General features: G+C 63.7%; 15 protein-coding genes. 6 read left to right on the forward strand and 9 right to left on the reverse strand.

Annotated features, from left to right (window positions below; all coding sequences use genetic code 11):
• Positions 1 to 82 precede the first annotated feature (82 nt).
• Complete coding sequence (gene lon, locus KUO17_RS04215; protein WP_217973806.1) at positions 83 to 2503, forward strand: endopeptidase La; 2421 nt, start codon at positions 83 to 85, stop codon at positions 2501 to 2503.
• 67 nt (positions 2504 to 2570) lie between these two features.
• Here lon and KUO17_RS04220 read toward each other — a convergent pair whose 3' ends face one another.
• Positions 2571 to 3560 carry an alpha-xenorhabdolysin family binary toxin subunit B gene (locus KUO17_RS04220; RefSeq protein ID WP_217973807.1) on the reverse strand — a complete coding sequence of 330 codons (990 nt, stop codon included), beginning with the start codon at positions 3558 to 3560 and terminating at the stop codon, positions 2571 to 2573.
• 3 nt (positions 3561 to 3563) lie between these two features.
• Positions 3564 to 4724: an alpha-xenorhabdolysin family binary toxin subunit A gene (locus KUO17_RS04225; protein WP_217973808.1), complete on the reverse strand. Its 1161-nt coding sequence runs from the start codon at positions 4722 to 4724 to the stop codon at positions 3564 to 3566.
• 139 nt (positions 4725 to 4863) lie between these two features.
• Here KUO17_RS04225 and KUO17_RS04230 point away from each other — a divergent pair, with 139 nt between their 5' ends.
• Positions 4864 to 5262, forward strand: a complete 399-nt coding sequence (locus tag KUO17_RS04230; RefSeq protein ID WP_217973809.1) for a protease inhibitor I42 family protein — start codon at positions 4864 to 4866, stop codon at positions 5260 to 5262.
• A gap of 21 nt (positions 5263 to 5283) precedes the next feature.
• Here the strand turns inward: KUO17_RS04230 and KUO17_RS04235 are convergent, their stop codons facing one another.
• From KUO17_RS04235 to KUO17_RS04245, 3 genes are read right to left on the reverse strand one after another with little or no spacing between them, the layout of a single operon-like run.
• Positions 5284 to 6303, reverse strand: coding sequence for a hypothetical protein (locus tag KUO17_RS04235; protein ID WP_217973810.1), 1020 nt, complete (start codon positions 6301 to 6303; stop codon positions 5284 to 5286).
• 4 nt (positions 6304 to 6307) lie between these two features.
• Positions 6308 to 7312, reverse strand: a complete 1005-nt coding sequence (locus tag KUO17_RS04240; RefSeq protein WP_217973811.1) for an alpha-xenorhabdolysin family binary toxin subunit B — start codon at positions 7310 to 7312, stop codon at positions 6308 to 6310.
• Between the two features lie 10 nt (positions 7313 to 7322).
• Entirely contained in the window at positions 7323 to 8498 is a 1176-nt protein-coding gene (locus tag KUO17_RS04245) for an alpha-xenorhabdolysin family binary toxin subunit A (protein WP_217973812.1), read from the reverse strand.
• A 152-nt stretch (positions 8499 to 8650) separates the two neighbouring features.
• Here KUO17_RS04245 and cmoA point away from each other — a divergent pair, with 152 nt between their 5' ends.
• On the forward strand, positions 8651 to 9430 hold the full coding sequence (gene cmoA, locus KUO17_RS04250; RefSeq protein WP_217973813.1) for a carboxy-S-adenosyl-L-methionine synthase CmoA: 780 nt from the start codon (positions 8651 to 8653) through the stop codon (positions 9428 to 9430).
• Entirely contained in the window at positions 9427 to 10383 is a 957-nt protein-coding gene (cmoB, locus tag KUO17_RS04255; protein WP_217973814.1) for a tRNA 5-methoxyuridine(34)/uridine 5-oxyacetic acid(34) synthase CmoB, read from the forward strand. Before cmoA ends, cmoB begins: the two co-directional genes overlap by 4 nt.
• Positions 10384 to 10502: 119 nt before the next feature.
• Here the strand turns inward: cmoB and KUO17_RS04260 are convergent, their stop codons facing one another.
• The 4 genes from KUO17_RS04260 to KUO17_RS04275 form a co-directional block, all read right to left on the reverse strand.
• The gene (locus tag KUO17_RS04260) at positions 10503 to 10691 is read right to left on the reverse strand and encodes a hypothetical protein (RefSeq protein WP_217973816.1); all 189 of its coding nucleotides are present in this window, start codon (positions 10689 to 10691) and stop codon (positions 10503 to 10505) included.
• 70 nt (positions 10692 to 10761) lie between these two features.
• The gene (locus tag KUO17_RS04265; RefSeq protein WP_217973818.1) at positions 10762 to 13908 is read right to left on the reverse strand and encodes a CusA/CzcA family heavy metal efflux RND transporter; all 3147 of its coding nucleotides are present in this window, start codon (positions 13906 to 13908) and stop codon (positions 10762 to 10764) included.
• A 17-nt stretch (positions 13909 to 13925) separates the two neighbouring features.
• The gene (locus KUO17_RS04270; RefSeq protein WP_217973820.1) at positions 13926 to 15164 is read right to left on the reverse strand and encodes an efflux RND transporter periplasmic adaptor subunit; all 1239 of its coding nucleotides are present in this window, start codon (positions 15162 to 15164) and stop codon (positions 13926 to 13928) included.
• Positions 15165 to 15191: 27 nt separating this feature from the next.
• Positions 15192 to 16436 (reverse strand): TolC family protein, encoded by a 1245-nt coding sequence (locus KUO17_RS04275; RefSeq protein ID WP_217973821.1) that lies wholly within the window; start codon positions 16434 to 16436, stop codon positions 15192 to 15194.
• Between the two features lie 193 nt (positions 16437 to 16629).
• Between KUO17_RS04275 and KUO17_RS04280 the strand changes: the two genes are divergently transcribed.
• Both KUO17_RS04280 and KUO17_RS04285 read left to right on the forward strand, forming a co-directional pair.
• A complete protein-coding gene (locus KUO17_RS04280; protein ID WP_217973822.1) occupies positions 16630 to 17304 on the forward strand; it encodes a heavy metal response regulator transcription factor in 675 nt (224 codons plus the stop codon).
• Positions 17301 to 18668, forward strand: a complete 1368-nt coding sequence (locus KUO17_RS04285) for a heavy metal sensor histidine kinase (RefSeq protein WP_217973823.1) — start codon at positions 17301 to 17303, stop codon at positions 18666 to 18668. Before KUO17_RS04280 ends, KUO17_RS04285 begins: the two co-directional genes overlap by 4 nt.
• The last annotated feature ends 48 nt before the right edge of the window (positions 18669 to 18716 follow it).

An 18716-nucleotide genomic window follows, 5' to 3' on the forward strand; every position in this document is an offset into this window, starting at 1 on the left:
TGGGCGCGCCGTCACACTGCACCATTGAAACCTCCCCCCTCCTGCCCCATCTAAGCACCATAGTCATTCACGCAGGTGCCCCATGAGCGACCAGCAGGATCTCCCCGAACATCCCGATGAAGACGCTGAAGTCGAGCATCTCGATGCCGCCGACCATACCGGCCGCACCCTCGCCATCCCTGGCCAGCAACTGCCGGACAAGGTCTATGTGATCCCGATCCACAACCGCCCGTTCTTCCCCGCGCAAGTGCTGCCGGTGATCGTCAACGAAGAACCCTGGGCCGAAACCCTGGACCTGGTGGCCAAGACCCCGCACCACGACCTGGCGCTGTTCTTCATGGACACGCCACCCGAAGACCACCGCCATTTCGACACCTCGGCCCTGCCGCTGTACGGCACCCTGGTCAAGGTGCACCACGCCAGCCGCGAGAACGGCAAGCTGCAGTTCGTCGCCCAGGGCCTGACCCGCGTACGCATCCGCACCTGGCTCAAGCATCATCGCCCGCCCTACCTGGTGGAAGTCGAGTACCCGCACCAGCCCAGCCAGCCCACCGACGAGGTCAAGGCCTACGGCATGGCCCTGATCAACGCGATCAAGGAACTGCTGCCGCTCAACCCGCTGTACAGCGAAGAGTTGAAGAACTACCTCAACCGCTTCAGCCCCAACGACCCCTCGCCCCTCACCGACTTCGCTGCCGCCCTGACCTCGGCCACCGGCAACCAGTTGCAGGAAGTGCTCGACTGCGTGCCCATGCTCAAGCGCATGGAAAAGGTGCTGCCGATGCTGCGCAAGGAAGTCGAGGTCGCGCGCCTGCAGAACGAGATTTCAGCCGAGGTGAACCGCCAGATCGGCGAGCACCAGCGCGAGTTCTTCCTCAAGGAACAGCTCAAGGTGATTCAGCAGGAGCTGGGCCTGACCAAGGACGACCGCAGCGCCGACCTCGAACAGTTCCAGCAGCGCCTGGTGGGCAAGACCCTGCCCGCCGCCGCGCGCAAGCGTATCGATGAGGAAATGGGCAAGCTGTCGATTCTCGAAACCGGCTCGCCCGAATACGCCGTCACCCGCAATTACCTGGAATGGGCCAGCGCCCTGCCCTGGGGCGTCTACGGCAAGGACAAGCTCGACCTCAAGCACGCACGCAAGGTGCTCGACCAGCACCATGCCGGGCTCGACGACATCAAGCAACGTATCCTCGAGTTCCTCGCCGTGGGTGCCTACAAAGGCGAGATCAGCGGCTCCATCGTGCTGCTGGTAGGCCCGCCGGGCGTGGGCAAGACCAGTGTCGGTAAATCCATCGCCGAAGCCCTCGGGCGGCCGTTCTACCGTTTCAGCGTCGGCGGCATGCGCGACGAGGCCGAGATCAAGGGCCACCGCCGTACCTACATCGGCGCCCAGCCGGGCAAGCTGGTGCAGGCACTCAAGGATGTGGAAGTGATGAACCCGGTGATCATGCTCGACGAGATCGACAAGATGGGCCAGAGCTACCAGGGCGACCCCGCCTCGGCCCTGCTCGAAACCCTGGACCCGGAACAGAACGTCGACTTTCTCGACCACTACCTGGACCTGCGCCTGGACCTGTCCAAGGTGCTGTTCGTGTGCACCGCCAACACCCTGGACGCGATCCCCGGGCCGTTGCTCGACCGCATGGAAGTGATCCGCCTGTCGGGCTATATCACCGAAGAAAAGGTCGCCATCGCCAAGCGCCACCTGTGGCCAAAGCAGTTGGCAAAGGCGGGGGTGTCCAAGACCAGCCTGAGCATCAGCGATACCGCGCTGCGCGCGGTCATCGACGGCTATGCCCGCGAGGCAGGCGTGCGCCAGTTGGAGAAGCAGCTGGGCAAGCTGGTGCGCAAGGCCGTGGTACGCTTGCTCGACAATCCTCAGGACTCGATCAGGATCGGCCCCAAGGATCTTGAAGCCTCACTTGGCATGCCAGTGTTTCGCAGCGAGCAGGTGCTGTCGGGCAAGGGTGTGATCACCGGGCTGGCCTGGACCAGCATGGGCGGCGCGACCTTGCCGATCGAAGCCACGCGCATCCACACCCTCACCCGTGGCTTCAAGCTCACCGGTCAACTGGGCGAGGTGATGAAGGAATCCGCCGAGATCGCCTACAGCTATGTCAGCGCCAACCTCAAGCAGTACGGCGGTGAAACGGGCTACTTCAACGAGTCGTTCATCCACCTGCACGTGCCCGAAGGGGCCACGCCCAAGGACGGCCCGAGTGCTGGCGTGACCATGGCCAGTGCCCTGCTGTCGCTGGCGCGCGACCAGGCGCCGAAGAAAGGCGTGGCCATGACCGGCGAGCTGACCCTGACCGGGCAGGTGCTGCCGATCGGCGGGGTGCGTGAAAAGGTCATTGCGGCGCGTCGGCAGAAGATCCATGAGCTGATCCTGCCGGAGGCCAATCGCGGCGACTTCGAAGAGCTGCCGGGGTACTTGAAGGCAGGCCTGCAGGTGCATTTCGCCAAGCGCTTCAGCGACGTGGCAAAAGTGCTGTTCTGAGACAAGCGCCAGGAAAACAGCGCGGGCTGCACGCAGCCCGCGCTGTCGGCTCAGGCGCCTGGCCCGATTACCTGCCGCCTTGCAGCTGGTTGTGATAATCCGACACCCTGGCGTAGACCTTGCTCAGCTTGGCCAACGGCAGCGGACGCTCGTTGTGGATCTGCGCCAGCTCGTCGCTGAACGCCACTTGTGCCACCAGCACCTGGGTGATGATGCCCTGCCAATTGAGCGAATGTTCACGCAGTGCGCCGAACTCTTCGAGTTTCCCCAACTGCTTTGCAAGCTCGAGCAGGCGCACGTCCTGCTCACGCGTCGTCGCCTCGACATCACGTATGCGGTTCACCAGGTTCTGCCGCTCGGTGATCAGGCTGGCATAACGCATATTGGCCAGACTGCGTTCCAGTCCCTTGGACAGTTTTTCCAGCGCCACGCAGACCAGCTCGACATCGATCTGCCCGGCAGTGACCACGCTCGTGGCCTTCTTGAGGTCCTTCTCGCTGGGCAGCAGACCATTGAACACCGACTCGATGTTGTTCTTTTCCAGAATATCCATCGCCGCATTGACGCTTTCCAGCTGTGCTTTTTTCTTCTGCAGGATATCGGCATTGGGCCTTCTGGCCTGCTCGATCCGAGCCTGCTCGCCGGTCAGCTTGCTGCGAATCGCGTCCAGGTCTGGCGTGGGGAGGGAGGCCATCGATACCTGGGTTGCCTGCAGAAAGTCGATCAGTTCCTTGAGTGTGTCACGTCCCGCATCGAACTGATTGACGATGACCTCAAGTTCATTCTCGTTCCAAGGGCGGCCCGCCACCTGATACTTCAATATTTCATCCAGCGTCCCCGGCTCGAAGTCTGCGCTGAGCGCATAACTCAATGCGCGCAGTCGATCATTGTTACGCTGCATGAAGTCTGCCGTGCGCTTGAGCGAATTTTCGAGGGGCAGGGAAAACTTGAAAGTACCCCGCTGCCAGGCCTTGCTCATGGCCTGCTCGGCTGATTCCAGGCCAGGCACATAGGCCGCGACCACCATATTGTTCAATACCACTACATTCCCTTGCATGGTTTATCTCCAAGTCCGGCTACTGACAGTAAACATATTTGACATTGAATGAGCCTTATGCTCGATTTCATCCCATTGCCCTAAAAACAGGCTGAAACGCGTGATGAACGAACTCAAGGCATGGTTCGTTTCGATTGCATTCAGGTGTTTGCGCGAGGCATGCAGGTAGACACTGATAAGTTGCCATGCCGAATGCAGGTGGTTGGCCGCGTTGTAGACATCGGTAAGTTGGCTGCCGAGTGCATCGAGGTGGCTCTCCAGGCGCTTGAGACGCCCGTAGTTGTTCTTCTCCACACGCTGCCTGGACAACACGGACTTGCGCATCTCGAACTTGGCGTTGCGCGCCTTGCGCACCTCTTCGGCATGCGGGCCGTACAGGATGCCGGTGAGCAACACGCCGAACGGACCCGCGACAAGCCCTGACAGGGCCTGGGCAACCAACTGCTCGTATTCGGCCTTCAGCCGCTTTATATCCTCATCGAGCTCATCCAGTTCCTCCTGCGCAAGGCCCTCGTCGAACGCGCTGATATCCTCCAGTGCCGTCAGCATCGTGCCGACAGTACTGGACAACTGGGACCGGGCCGTATCGCGAAACGCCTGGGAAGCCTGCTTGACGCCCTGTACCTTGTCGGAGAAGTAGTCCACCGACTCTGCAATGATCCCGATGTAATCGGCCATTACATCCACCGTCATCCGCTCCTTGAGGGTGAACGTGACCGGGTGCTTCAATACAACATCATCCCAGCGATCGATGCTGCTGCCTTCCATTTTCAGGACCTCGCGGCAGAGCTGGATCACTTCCGCACCTGATGTATTGATATCGGTGGCACAGGACGACAGCTGCGAACACAGTTCCTTGCACTGATCGGACACGCTCAACCACTCTTGTGCATGATCAAGCAAGGCACTGTTCAATTCGGTGATGGCCACCGGCTGCAACAACAGCGACTTGACGTCGGTATAACCAAGCCAATCGGTTACATTCTCTTCGCCTTGCGGCAACTTGAATACATCGTCCGCATAGTCATTCAGGGTAATGATGTCTTCTTCGGTCAAGGTCAGCGCTGCACCTTTGCGCTTGCTCAACACATCGACTATTTTCGCTGGCACCTCGCTGGCCAGCGTGGGGATATCTTGATCGTTCAAACTCGTCAAACCATCCATGCTCCGCTCCTTGGACTTTTAAACTGCAACGCCAAACTCACGTATTTCGAGTGGATAGCAAAGCGTGAGAATCTTCCCAAGGCAGCACACTTTCCCTATTATCGGGAGCCCGGACACACTCCCCGAGCCAGACATCATGATGAGCGTTTCCCGTGTATTGCTGAGTTCGAGCCTGATACTGCTGGCCAGTTGCGCCAGCCAGCCCACACCCCCGCAACCCTTGCTGGTGGAAAAGCAGAGCCAGTGCCCGATCACACTCGATGTCGGCCAGGCCATCACCCTGGCGTTGCCCAGCAACCCCAGTACCGGCTACCGCTGGCTGCTGCACAACCCAGCCGGCGGCGTGCTGACGGCGCTGGGGCCGGAGGTCTACAGCAACCCCGAAGAGGCCGGCCTGGTGGGCAGTGCCGGTCGATCGCTGTGGCGCTTCAAGGCCAGTGCCAGCGGCAGCGGCCATTTGCTGCTGGTGTACCAGCAACCCTGGGCACCGGAGGTCAAACCGGCAATGAGCTTCGACTGCGATATCCAGGTGCGTTGAGACTGCGCCGTGCAACTGAAATCAAAGCAGGCGCGAACGTAGGCTCAATGCACAGGCTTCGATGAAGTCCCACTGTGCAAGAAAACTCTTGAAGTGGATGACGAATACGCCGAGTTGCCGGCTGTCCTGCAGGGTCCCGAGCCTGGCAATCGATGCTTCCAGGTAGGTCTCGATAAATTGCCAGGCCGTTTGCAGATGCGACGCAGAGGTGGTGACATCTTCCAGGCGCATGATCAGAGCCCTCATGCGCTGTGCCAGGATGCCCAGGTTGTCGCGCCCCCGGAGCATCTGCATGGTTGCCGTAGTGCCCGATGTTCGGTTGATCGCCTCTATCTTGCTCAGCAGCGATGCCCTCAATTCGAATCGAGCAACGTCGCGAAAGTCGTCCATCTCCTTGCGCACTTCGCTGACCTGGAAATGAAAGACATTCACCGAAACCTTGATGTTGCTCAGCAGACTGACCATATCCATCACGATCGCCCGATCTTGCGCGTTCAACGGCACCGGCACTTCGAACTGAACACCTTGCCAGGCCTCCCGACGCCCCCCCAACACCTTGATGCGTTCACAGGCGAGTAGCGCCCGCTCACCTGTCAGGCTGATCGACCTGGCGCACCCGGCCAGCGCGACAGGTAACTGATGGCTTTTTTGCTTCGCCCTCGCCCATGCGTCGGCGTGCAGGTTGATACGGTGAAACAGGACCTGCATAGGGTAAATGGCAAGCTCGGGATCGGAGTGCTGCGAGTACCCCAACCACTGGACAAATGCCTGCCGTTGGGTCGGTATCGTTACCACATAAGCCACGTAGTCATCCAGCACGGCGACATGCGCCCGGGTAAGGGTAAGGCCGACGCGCTCCTGGTCCTCCTCCAGGCTCTGGACGATCTGCCGGGGAATCACCGCGATCTGCGTATCCAGCTCGTTGCGGGCGAGCGGTTTCATCAGCATTTCAAAGGTATTTTTCATTGTTCCATCAACACCCATAGCGCAATCGACAAGCGTGAAGGCTGCGCCGACCCAGGCCGGCGCCCCTTCACGCATTCAATCAAAGACCAGCGGTATAGTCGGCCTTCATCTTTTTCTTGTAGGCCTTCAGCGCGTAGATCAGTTCGTTGACCTTTTTCAACGCCTGCACATCATCGATGCTGCTGGCGGCAAGTCGATCCCAGACCGGCTTCAGTTGCACGGCGATGCGCTTGATACCAGCCTGCCACTCCTCACGCGAGGTGATCAGGTCGGCATACGCCTCCAGGTGCTGGCGCTGGGTTTCGATCCGCGTCCTGTCCCGCGCCATCGCAGTCAGTTGCACCTGCAGCTCATCATGGTTCTTCTGCAACCCTCGGCGCTGTTCGAGCAGCGCTGCATAGCGCATGCCCTCCATGGCCGCGCCAATGATTTCGCCGATTCTCTTCAGGGCGCTTTGTACTGCCTCCACCGATACCCCGCCTGCTGCAATCATGTCCGCAGCCGCCTTGAGCTGCCCGGTGGTCGGCAAGAGGCCGCTGAAGGTGGACTCCACCTTGGCCGCTTCAAGGACCTTGATGGCCTCGTCGAGGCCGGCCAGCGCCTCGCCCCGGGCAGCCAGTTCGCGCTCGCACCCCTGGCGGTCCGCAGCCAGCTTGTCGAGTTCACGCTGATAGCGTGTCGTCTCAACACTTGGGTCATAGGGCGGGATGGCGGTGATCTGGACCAGTGCCGTGCCCAACTGCCCCAACTGATCGTTCAGCTTGGCGGCAATTTCGCCGACGGCGTCCTGCGCCACCTCCAGATACTGCGCAATGTCCTCGGGGTCATCGTTCGGGTCTATTTCCTGTACGAGTTCGCTCAGGTCGTTGCTCTTGATCGCGACAATGATTCGATCGACGTGGCGCATCAGTTGCTTGAGGTTGTCGTCAAAGCAGCGTGCGTGGCGCTCGACCCGCTCATGCAACAGGGGCAAAAAGGCATAGCGGCTGTCTTGATAGGCTGCCAGGTAGGCAGTACCTGCGCGCAGGACCCTGTCGAACTGCGGATCGTCCCAGCCCAGCGGAAATTGAAGAAGGTTGCTCATGCGTATCTCCTTATTGGGCCCACAGCGTGTCGTCGAACACCCGGCTCATGGTGATCGAGCAGGTTTCGATAAACGCCCACTGCGACAGAAAGTTCTTGAAGTGAATGATGAAAATGCCCAACTGCCGGCTGTCGTTCATCTTCTCGAGTTTTTCGATGGAGGCCTCAATGTAGGTACCAATGGTCTGCCAGGCCGTTTGCAGGTGCGAAGAGGCAGTCACCACGTCCTGCAGGCGGGTGGTCAGCTCGTCCATGTGGGTGGTGAGTGTCTGCAGGCGCCCTTCAAGGTTGACTGCCGCCGTCAGGCGGGCGCTGACCTCCTTGCGCTCTTTCTGCACGCGGTTGCGGGTCTTGCGCACCTTTTCGGCTTTGGGCCCATAGATCGAACCTGAAATGACCGCCCCCAGGGGGCCGGCCGCCAGGCCCGACAAGGCGGCTTTGACGTACTCGTCGTACTGCTTGTTGAGGTTGTCGATATCCTTGTCCAGCGCCGCCAGTTCATCGCGCAGGGCCTGGGTCGCACCGCTGGCCTGGTGACGTTCGATGGCATCGGTCTTCAGGGCGACTTCGTTCATCAACGCGTAGCGAGCGGCGTCGCGAAACGTTTCGGTTTGGGTACGCACGGTGCTTACGCGGCCGTGAAAATGCTCGACTTCATCCTTGAGCACCTCCATGTAATCCACCAGCGAGGACACGATTTCACGATCGCTGAAGCTCAGTGGCACGGGGTCGGCGAACTGCACCGACGCCCAGGCATCACGTCGCCCGCCAAGGGCCTTGGTCTTTTCGCACTCCAGCAGCACGCCTTCGCCGGTGGTGTTGATACCGCGCGCGCACACGCCCAGTTCGGCGGACAGTTTCTTGCACTGGTCAGACAGCACGCCCCAGGCACGGGCATGCTTGTGCAGGTTGAGAAAGGTCGTACGCATGGCACTGACAGACAGTACCGGCTCATTGATGTCGGTATAGCCAAGCCAGGGCACCAGCGAGCCGGTTTCGGTCGGCAGGCCGGTGACATACTTCACATATTGATTGAGGGTGACGATATGTTCGCGCGAGAGGGTCAGCCCGCCCTCGTTTTCGCCATCACGTTGGTTCATGCCTTCGATCAGGTTTCTGGGTAGTACCGAAACTTGCTGTTCCAGTTCACCGGTATCGTACGATCGCGCGTCAGGTTCCCGTTTCATTCCACGTTCCTTGTAGTTGGACATTGCAGTCAAGCCACTTCACTCTAAGGACGCACCGGTGCGACAAATAGCCGGCAGGCCTTCCCCAACGCCTGCAAGGGATTGGCTGCGCCGGTCAGTCGGCCATGCATCCTGTTGCAACATTGGCTAAAATGCCGGCCCTTTACCGCCGAACGCCTGGATTGCCCGTGAGCAAAGAGCCCGATCGCCTGTTCGCCACCCCGCTGGCGCAGGTCCCTGATTTCACTTTCAACGAAGATGTCGTGCGGGTCTTCCCCGACATGATCAAGCGTTCGGTGCCCGGCTACCCGACGATCGTCGAGAACATCGGCGTACTGGCCGCGCAGTTCGCCCAGCCCGACACCCTGCTCTACGACCTGGGCAGCTCGCTCGGCGCGGTGACCCAGGCCATGCGCCGGCATGTGCGCAGCGACGGCTGCAAAGTACTGGCGGTGGACAACTCTTCGGCGATGGTCGAACGCTGCCGCGAGTACCTCAGCCACCAGGACGCGATGCATCAGGAGTTGCTGGCGGTGCAGGTGATCGAGGCCGACATCACTGCGCTCGAACTGCAGCCGGCGTCGGTGGTGGCGCTGAACTTCACCCTGCAGTTCATCGAGCCGCAGGCACGCCTGGCCTTGCTCGGCCGCATTCGCCAGTGCCTGGTGCCCGGTGGCGCGCTGATCCTGTCGGAAAAACTGCGCTTTGCAGACCCGCAGCAACACGCCCTGCTCAGCGACCTGCACGTAGCCTTCAAGCGCGCCAACGGTTACAGCGAGCTGGAAATTGCCCAGAAGCGCAGTGCCATCGAAAACGTGATGAAACCCGACAGCCTCGAAGAACACCGCCAGCGCTTGCTGGCGGCCGGCTTCTCGCAGGTGGTGCCGTGGTTCCAGTGCCTCAATTTCGCCTCTCTGATTGCCCTGCCATGATCGATCTGACTCCCCTGGTCCGCCGCCTGGCGGGTACCCCACTGGCGCACTGGGCCCAAGGCCTGCAAGCGCAACTCGATGCCAAGCTGGAAAAAGGCCACGGCGACCTGGAACGCTGGCAAAGCGCGCTGGATGCGTTGCCAGCCCTGGTACCCACCGACGTCGACCTGCTCAACGGCCTGCGCCTGGACAGCGACTGTGACGATGACACCCGCGCACAGATGCGCACCGCGCTGATGGGCCTGTCGCCCTGGCGCAAGGGGCCGTTCGACCTGTTCGGCGTGCAGGTCGACACCGAATGGCGCTCGGACTGGAAGTGGAGCCGCGTGGCGCCGCACCTGGACCTGCGCGGCAAGCGCGTGCTGGACGTGGGCTGCGGCAATGGCTACTACCAGTGGCGCATGCTGGGCGCCGGTGCCGACAGTGTGATCGGGGTCGACCCCAACTGGCTGTTCTTCTGCCAGTTCCAGGCGGTGCAGCGCTACCTGCCCGAGCTGCCGGCGTGGCACTTGCCCTTTGCCCTTGAAGACCTGCCGGCCAACCTGGAAGGCTTTGACACGGTGTTCTCCATGGGCGTGTTCTACCACCGACGCTCGCCGATCGAGCATTTGCTGGCGCTCAAGGACTGCCTGGTCAAGGGTGGCGAACTGGTGCTGGAGACGCTGGTGGTCGAAGGGGACGAACATCAGGTGCTGGTGCCTGAAGACCGCTATGCGCAGATGCGCAACGTGTGGTTCCTGCCCTCGGTACCGGCACTGGAGCGCTGGGTGCGACGCGCCGGGTTCAGTGACGTGCGCTGCGTGGATGTGAGCGTGACCAGCCTCGAGGAACAGCGCAGCACCGAGTGGATGCGCTATCAGTCGTTGAGTGATTTCCTCGATCCGAACGACCCGACGCGCACCCTGGAAGGCTTGCCGGCGCCGCGGCGCGCGGTGCTGGTGGCGCGCAAGTAATCAGAATCGGCGGTGCTCGCTTCGCTGGCAAGCCAGCTCCCACAGGGAATATGCAACGGCGAACCTTGTGGGAGCTGGCTTGCCAGCGAAGGGGCCAGCGGCGTAGCCAGTACCGATGTCTAGTCCTTCGCCACCGTCTGCTCCACCTCCTTCTGTGCTACCTCTTGCCTGCCCTGGCCATGCACCCGCTCCTGGCTCTTGCGAAACTCCGCCCAGAACGCCTGCGAGCGCTCGGCGCCGCCCTCGGCAATCGCTGTACCACTGCCCAGGACCAACGCCATGATCAGCGCAAATTTGCTCAGGTTCATCGACCTTACCTCGTGATTGAATTCACACCGAGCTTAAGGCCCTGAAGCTAACGCCAAGGTGAGCCGCACATTACAGTGCTGCAAGGTTGCCCTCGTCTTCCTTGCGGTGCGCCCAGAAGTACAGTGCAGGCAATACCAGCAAGGTCAACGCGGTGGACGACAGGATGCCGCCGATCACCACCGTCGCCAGCGGCCGCTGTACCTCAGCCCCGGTACCGGTCGCCAGCGCCATCGGAATAAAGCCCAACGAAGCCACCAGCGCGGTCATCAGTACCGGGCGCAAGCGCGTCAATGCACCTTCGTCGATGGCCACGCGCAACGGCCGGCCCTGCTCGCGCAGGCTACGGATGAAGGCGATCATCACCAGCCCGTTGAGCACCGCCACCCCCGACAGAGCGATAAAGCCGACCCCGGCAGAAATCGACAACGGGATGTCGCGCAACCACAACGCCACCACCCCGCCGGTCAGGGCAAACGGAATACCGGTGAACACCAGCAACCCGTCCTTGACGCTGTTGAACATCATGAACAGCAAGGCAAACACCAGCAGCAGCGCCACCGGCACCACCACCTGCAAGCGCTGCGCTGCCGACTGCAACTGCTCGAACTGTCCGCCCCAACGGGTCCAGTAGCCGGGCGGGATGCTCACCTGAGCCTCGATGCGTTCACCCGCCTCGGCCACGAACGAGCCGATATCGCGCCCGCGCACGTTGGCGCTGACCACCACCAGGCGCTTGCCGTCCTCGCGGCTGATCTGGTTGGGGCCCTGCACCAGTGCCAGGGTGGCCACCTCGGACAGGCTGATGAAGGCGATCGCGCCCTGCGCGCTCGCCGGCACCGGTATCAGCAATTGCGACAGGCCCTCGACATCGGTACGCACCTCGTCCGCCAGGCGCACCACCATGTCGAAGCGCCGGTCGCCCTCGTACAGCGTGCCGGCCTGACGGCCGCCCACGGCCACCGCGATGGCGTCCTGCACATCACCCACGTTCAGCCCGTAACGCGCGGCCTTGTCGCGCTCCACGTCGATGGTCAGCACCGGCAGGCCCGAGGTCTGCTCCACCTTGACCTCCGACGCACCGGGTACCGCCTGCAAGGTGGCGGCGATCTGCGCTGCCGTGCGGTTGAGCACCGCCATGTCGTCGCCGAAGACCTTCACTGCCACGTCACTGCGCACCCCGGAGATCAACTCGTTGAAGCGCAACTGGATCGGTTGCGACACCTCATAGTTGCTGCCCGGCACCCGCGCCGCCGCACGCTGGATGTCAGCGATCAGTTGCTCGCGGGTCTTGCCCGGGTCAGGCCATTGCGCCTGCGGCTTGAGCATCACGTAGCTGTCGGAAATGTTCGGCGGCATCGGGTCGGCGGCAATCTCGGCGGTGCCGGTGCGCGCGAACACCCGCTGCACCTCCGGCACCTGGCTGAGCACGCTCTGTTCCAGACGCTGCTGCAACTGCACCGACTGGGTCAGGCTGGTGCCGGGTACGCGCAGCGCCTGCAGGGCAAAGTCGCCCTCGCTCAGGCTGGGCACGAACTCGCTGCCCAGGCGCCCGGCGAGCACGGCGCACAGCACTACCGAGGCGCCGGCCAGGGAAAAGGCCAACGCACGCTGCCCCATTACCCACTGCAGCAACGGCGCATAGCCGCGCTTGGCGCTGCGCATCAGCAGGTTCTCCTGCTCCTGCACCTTGCCGGTGACGAACAACGCGATGGCCGCCGGCACGAAGGTCACCGAAAGCAGCATGGCCCCCAACAGGGCGATCACCACGGTAAAGGCCATGGGGTGGAACATCTTGCCCTCCACGCCGCTCAGGGCAAAGATCGGCAGGTACACCACCATGATGATCAACTGGCCGAAGATCAGCGGCCGGCGCGCCTCGCGGGCCGCGCTGAACACCTCGCGCAGGCGCTCGGCACGGGTCAGCAGGCGGCCGTGATGCTGCTGGGCGTGGGCCAGGCGGCGAATCGCGTTCTCCACGATCACCACCGCCCCGTCCACGATGATGCCGAAGTCCAGCGCGCCCAGGCTCATCAGGTTGGCGCTGACCTTGTTGCTGAACATGCCGGTGAAGGTGAACAGCATCGACAGCGGGATCACCATCGCGGTAATCAGCGCCGCGCGAATATTGCCCAGAAACAGGAACAGGATCACGATCACCAGGATCGCGCCTTCCACCAGATTCTTCTTCACCGTGACGATGGCCTTGTCGACCAGGTCGGTGCGGTCGTACACCGTGACCGCGGTGACCCCTTGCGGCAGGGTGCGGTTGATCTCGGCCAGTTTCGCGGCTACCGCCTGGGACACCGTACGGCTGTTCTCGCCCACCAGCATGAACACGGTGCCCAGCACCACCTCGCGGCCGTTCTCGGTGGCGGTGCCGCTGCGCAGCTCGCGACCGATGCCCACCTGGGCCACATCGCGCACGCGGATCGACGTACCGTCGACGTTGGCCAGCACGGTGTTGGCGATGTCGTCGATGGCCGCCAGCTGGCCGGGGGCACGAATCAGCAACTGTTCCCCGCCGCGTTCGATGTAGCCGGCGCCGACGTTGGCGTTGTTGCGCTCCAGGGCCGTGAGCAGGTCGCCCAGCGTCAGCTTGTAGGCGGCCATGCGCTTGAGGTCGGGGGCAATCTGGTACGCCTTGGCAAAGCCGCCGATGCTGTTGATTTCCGCCACCCCGCGCACATTGCGCAGCTGTGGCTTGATGATCCAGTCCTGGATCTCGCGCAGGTCGGTGGGGGTGTACTCACTGCCATCGGGCTTGCGCGCATCCGTTGCAGCCTCCACGGTCCACAGGAAGATCTCGCCCAGCCCGGTGGAGATCGGCCCCATGGCCGCCTCGACGCCTTCGGGCAGTTGCCCGCGGGCCTGCTGCAGGCGTTCGTTGACCAGCTGGCGGGCAAAGAACAGGTCGGTGCCTTCCTCGAAGATCACCGTCACCTGCGACAACCCGGAGCGTGACAGCGAGCGGGTCTGCTCCAGGCCCGGCAGTCCGGCCATGGCAGTCTCGATGGCAAAGGTGATGCGCTGCTCGGTCTCCAGGGGTGAAAAACCGGCGGCCGAGGTGTTGATCTGCACCTGCACGTTGGTGATGTCCGGCACCGCATCGATGGGCAGCTTCTGGTAGCTGGCCAGCCCCAGCCCGGCCATCAGCAGCACGGCCAGCAGCACGATCAGGCGCTGCTCGATGGCAAATTGAATGATCCGTTCGAACATGAGGAATACTCTGGGGCTCAGTGGGAGTGCTCGGCGCTGGCTTTGCCCAGCTCCGACTTGAGGATGAAGCTGCCCTGCGCTGCCACCTGCTGGCCGGCCTGCAGGCCCGCCTTGATCTGCACGAAGCCTTCGGCGGCCATGCCGAGGGTCACCGCCTGCGCGGCAAAGCCATCGGCGGTGCGCACGAACACCGTCGGCTGCTCCTCCAGGGTCTGCAAGGCCACCTGCGGCACAGCCAGTGCTTCGGGCAGGTGCTCGGTGGGCACCTTGACCGCCACGAACAGGCCAGGGCGCCAGGCGCCGCGCGGGTTGTCCAGGGTGACCCGCACGGTGGCGGTGCGGGTCTGCTCGCCGAGCAGGCTGCCGACATGGCTGACCGTGCCGCTGGCCTGTGCGCCCAGCTCGCTGGCCACGATCGACACCGGCATGCCGACCCGCAGCTTGGCCAGGTCGCGCGGCGGCACGCCAAAGGTGGCCCATACCCGCGACAGGTCCGAGAGGGTGAATGCCGCACTGTTCTCGCTGACCACTTCGCCCGGTACCAGGTGCTTTTCCACCACCGTGCCGGCGAACGGTGCACGCAACTCATAGCGGTTACCGCCAGCGAGCACCACGCTGCCACTCAGGGCGCTGACCTTCTGCCGCGCGTTGGCCTGTGCGATCTGCGCTTCCTGCAGGGCCTGGCGGGCTTGCAGGTAATCCTGTTCAGCCGAGATGCCTTCCTGCCACAAGTCCTTCTCCCGGGTGAAGGTGCTGCGCGCCAGTTCCAGGCGACGCTGGCTGGCGGCCAGTTCGCTGCGCTGCTCGGAAATCTGCGGGCTGGCGATCACCGCCAGCAGCTCACCGGCCTTGACCTGCTGGCCCAGCACCACGGGCACCGACTCCACCACCCCGGCGGCACGCGGCACCAGGTGCGCGGTGCGGTCTTCGTCGAAACGAATCTCACCCGGCAGGCTGAGGCTGCGACTCAATGATTGGGTGGCGACAGTGGCCAGTTCGATGCCGGCCACCTCGATCTGTTCGTCAGTGAGGGTCAGGTGGCCTTCTTCCTGCTCATCGCCGTGTTCGGTTTCGTGGCCATGCCCCTCCTCCTCATCGTGCCCCTTCTGCTCATCGTGCCCCTTCTCTTCATGGCCGGCCTCGCCGTGCTCGGCATGTGCTGCGGCGGGCGTGCTGGCCTGGCGTCCCAGCACCACCCCCAGGCCAAGGCCCAGCAGCAGGGTGACGGCGACCAGCGTGATGGTTTTCCTGTTCATGCACATTCCTCGGCAAATCGTCGGGGGTCAGCGGCTGGCCGTGGCCAGGTCGCCGAAAAGTCGTTCCAGGCGTACCCGTGCGTCGCTGCCCTGAGCCTGGGCCTGCAGGTACTGGGTACGCGCGGCCACCAGCGTGCGCTGGGCATCGAGCACCTCCAGAAAGCTGAACTTGCCGCGTTCGAAGCCGCGGGTGGCGGTGTCGACCGCCTGCTGCGCGGCGGGCAGGATCGAGCCGTCGAAGGCCTGCAGCTCACGCGCAGCCATCTGCCATTGCGCCAACGCCTGCACCACCTCGCTGCGCAGCCGCAGTTCGGCGCCATTGCGCAGGTCGCGGGCCTGGTCGGCGCGGCGGGCGGCCGACAGCACGTTGCCCTGGTTGCGGTCGAACAACGGCAGTGGCATCGACAGCCCGACCACGTTGATGCGCTCGCGGTCGGTCTCGCTGTACTGGCTGCCCAGGCTGACGGTGAGGTCGCCAATACGCTGGCTGCGGGCCAACCCCAGGGCCGCTTCGCGCTGTTCGATCTGCAGGCGCGCCAGGCGCAGTTCGGCGCTCTGGTCCAGGTGCGCAAGCAAGGTATCGGCAGACGGTGGCACAGGGTCTGGCGTGGGCTGCACCTGCGTAAAGCGCGCCTGCGACGCACCGGTCACAGCGGCCAGTTGCTGGTACGCCACGGCCACGGCCTGCTCGGCGCGCCCCTGCTCCAGACGCATTTCAGACACCTGCACCTGCGCCCGGGTGGTCTCGATGGGCGACGCACTGCCCGCACGCACCCGGCCCTGCACCACCTGCAGCCCGCGCTCGGTCAGGCGCAGCGACTGCTCGGCCAGTTGCAGGCGTTGCTGGGCCTGCACGGCGGCGTCAAACGCGCTCAGCACGTCGGCACGCAGGGCATTGCCCTGGCGCTCCAGCTCCAGCGCCGCCACGGCCTGGTCGCGCTCGGCCAGCGTGACCCGTGCACCGCGCTTGCCGCCCAGTTCCAGGCGCTGGCTGAGGCTTACCGTGGTGGTCTGCGAACCGCGCCGGGTGTCCTCCTGCTCCCAGCTCAGTTCCGGGTTGGGCAGCATACCGGCCTGGTCCCGTTCGCCTTGGGCGATATCGATACCCCAACGCGCCGCTGCAAGCTCAGGATTGTTGTCACGCGCCGTGCGCAGGGCTTCGTCCAGTGTCAGCACACTCGCCTGCGCCGCTGTGCAAAGCCCTAGCAGCCCGACTGCCAGCGCCGCCAGCAGCCCCCTGCGCTGTCGATGAACCCTGTGCTTGCCCGCCATGCCTGATCCCCCTCGCGCCCATTTCAAAGCGGGCACTGTAGGGAGCGGGCTTTATCGTCAACATGACCCGAACATTACAAATCCGTTATCCAGCGCCGTTGCTGCCCGGCTTGGCTTACCATGCCGGCCAGCACTTGACCCTGTAGTGACTCAAGGGTTGAAAATCACCGCCTTTGCCGCGTCGAGAACCGCCATGCGCCTGTTGATCATCGAAGACGAAACCCGTACCGCCCAATACCTGCAACAGGGCCTGAGCGAGAACGGCTACATCGTCGACTGCGCCCGCACCGGCACCGACGGCCTGCACCTGGCGCGCCAGCAGGCCTACGACCTGGTGATCCTCGATGTGAACCTGCCGGAGCTGGACGGCTGGAGCGTACTGCAGCGCCTGCGCGCCGAGTCGGCCACGCGGATCATGATGCTCACCGCCCACGGCAGGCTCTCGGACCGGGTCAAGGGGCTGGACCTGGGCGCAGACGACTACCTGCTCAAGCCCTTCGAGTTCCCCGAGTTGCTGGCCCGCATCCGCAGCCTGCTGCGGCGCAGCGAGCACAGCCTGGCGCCCGACACGCTCAAGGTCGCCGACCTGGAGCTGGACCCCAGCCGCCACCGTGCCTACCGGCGCAACCAGCGCATCGACCTGACCGCCAAGGAGTTCGCCCTGCTGCACCTGCTGATGCGCCAGAGCGGCGAAGTGCTGTCACGCACACAGATCATCTCGCTGGTGTGGGACATGAACTTCGATTGCGATACCAACGTGGTGGAGGTGTCGATCCGGCGCCTGCGCGCCAAGATCGACGACCCCTTCGAAGACAAGCTGATCCATACCCTGCGCGGCGTGGGCTACGTGCTGGAAGCGCGCGAATGAAGACGGTACGCCTGTCGCTGCGCCTGGGCCTGAGCGTCAGCCTGATGGGCGCGGCACTGGTGCTGTTGCTGGCCGGGCTTGCGGTGCTGGCGCTGGATCACGAGCTGGACAACCGCGCACGCAAGGTGCTGGCGCGCAAGATGGAGCAGATCGAGCACAGCCTGGCGGTGGACCTCAAGGCCACCGACCTGGCGTCGCGCGCCCACCCCTTGCTCGACCTGGTGATGGGGCATGACGACCTGAGCCTGAACATCCTTGCCCAGACCGGCCGTCATCCCGCCTTGCTGAGCCTGGGGCCCGCCGTGGAGGCGGCGCCGCTGAGGCGCCTGCCCCTGGGCTTCAGCGAATGGCAGGGCAGCGATCAGGCACACCTTATGACAGCGGCCCGCCAGATGCTGCTGCGTGACGGCACACCGGTGCGCGTGATGCTGACACTCAACCGCGCCGACGACCTGGGCTTGCTGCAGGCTTACCTGCGCTCGACCCTGCTGGCCTTGCCGCTGCTGTTGCTGCTGATCGGCATCGCTGCGTGGAAGCTGGTGCAGCGCGGCTTGCTGCCGCTGCGCAGGTTCCGCCGCATCGCCGCGCAGGTCTCGGCGCACGACCTTGGCCATCGCTTGCCCGAGGACCGCTTGCCGCAGGAGCTGAGTGCGCTGGCGCGCGCCATCAACGTGATGCTCGACCGCATCGACGGTGGGGTGCAGCGCCTCTCGCAGTTCTCCGACGACCTGGCGCACGAGCTGCGTACGCCAATCAGCAACCTGATGGGCAAGGCACAGGTCACCTTGTCGCGGGTACGAACGGCCGACGATTACCGGGTCGCGCTGGAAGACAGCATCGAGGAACTGACGCGCCTGAACCGGATCATTACCGACATGCTGTTCCTCGCTCAGGTCGACCAGCCCCGCCAGCAACTGGTGCTGCAGCCAGTGGCGCTGGCCGATGAAGCGCAGCGGGTGGTCGAGTTGTTCGCATTGAGCGCCGAGTGCAGGGACATCACGCTGAAGGTCAGTGGCTGGGGTACGGTGCAGGGCGACCGGCTGATGGTGCAGCGCGCCTTGTCGAACCTGTTGAGCAATGCGATCCGGCATAGCCCGCAGGGTGGCCGGGTGGAGGTCGGTATCTACACGGGTACCACGGGCGTGCAGTGCTGGGTGCGCAACGACGGGCCGGGGATCGATGCGGTGCATTGGCCGCACCTGTTCGAGCGGTTCTACCGCGTGGGCTGCGGGCGTTCGCGAGAGGACGGCGGTACGGGGCTCGGGCTGGCGATCGTGCAGTCGATCATGCAGGTGCATGGGGGGCGGGTCGAGGTGAACAGTGCGCCCGAGGGGCCTACACAGTTCAGCCTGGTATTCGGCTAAGGGGGGCTGCTGCGCAGCCCCTCGCGGGTCAAGCCCGCGGCCTCAAGT

Origin of the sequence: Pseudomonas aegrilactucae (assembly GCF_019168305.1) — a bacterium.
Classification (GTDB): domain Bacteria; phylum Pseudomonadota; class Gammaproteobacteria; order Pseudomonadales; family Pseudomonadaceae; genus Aquipseudomonas; species Aquipseudomonas aegrilactucae.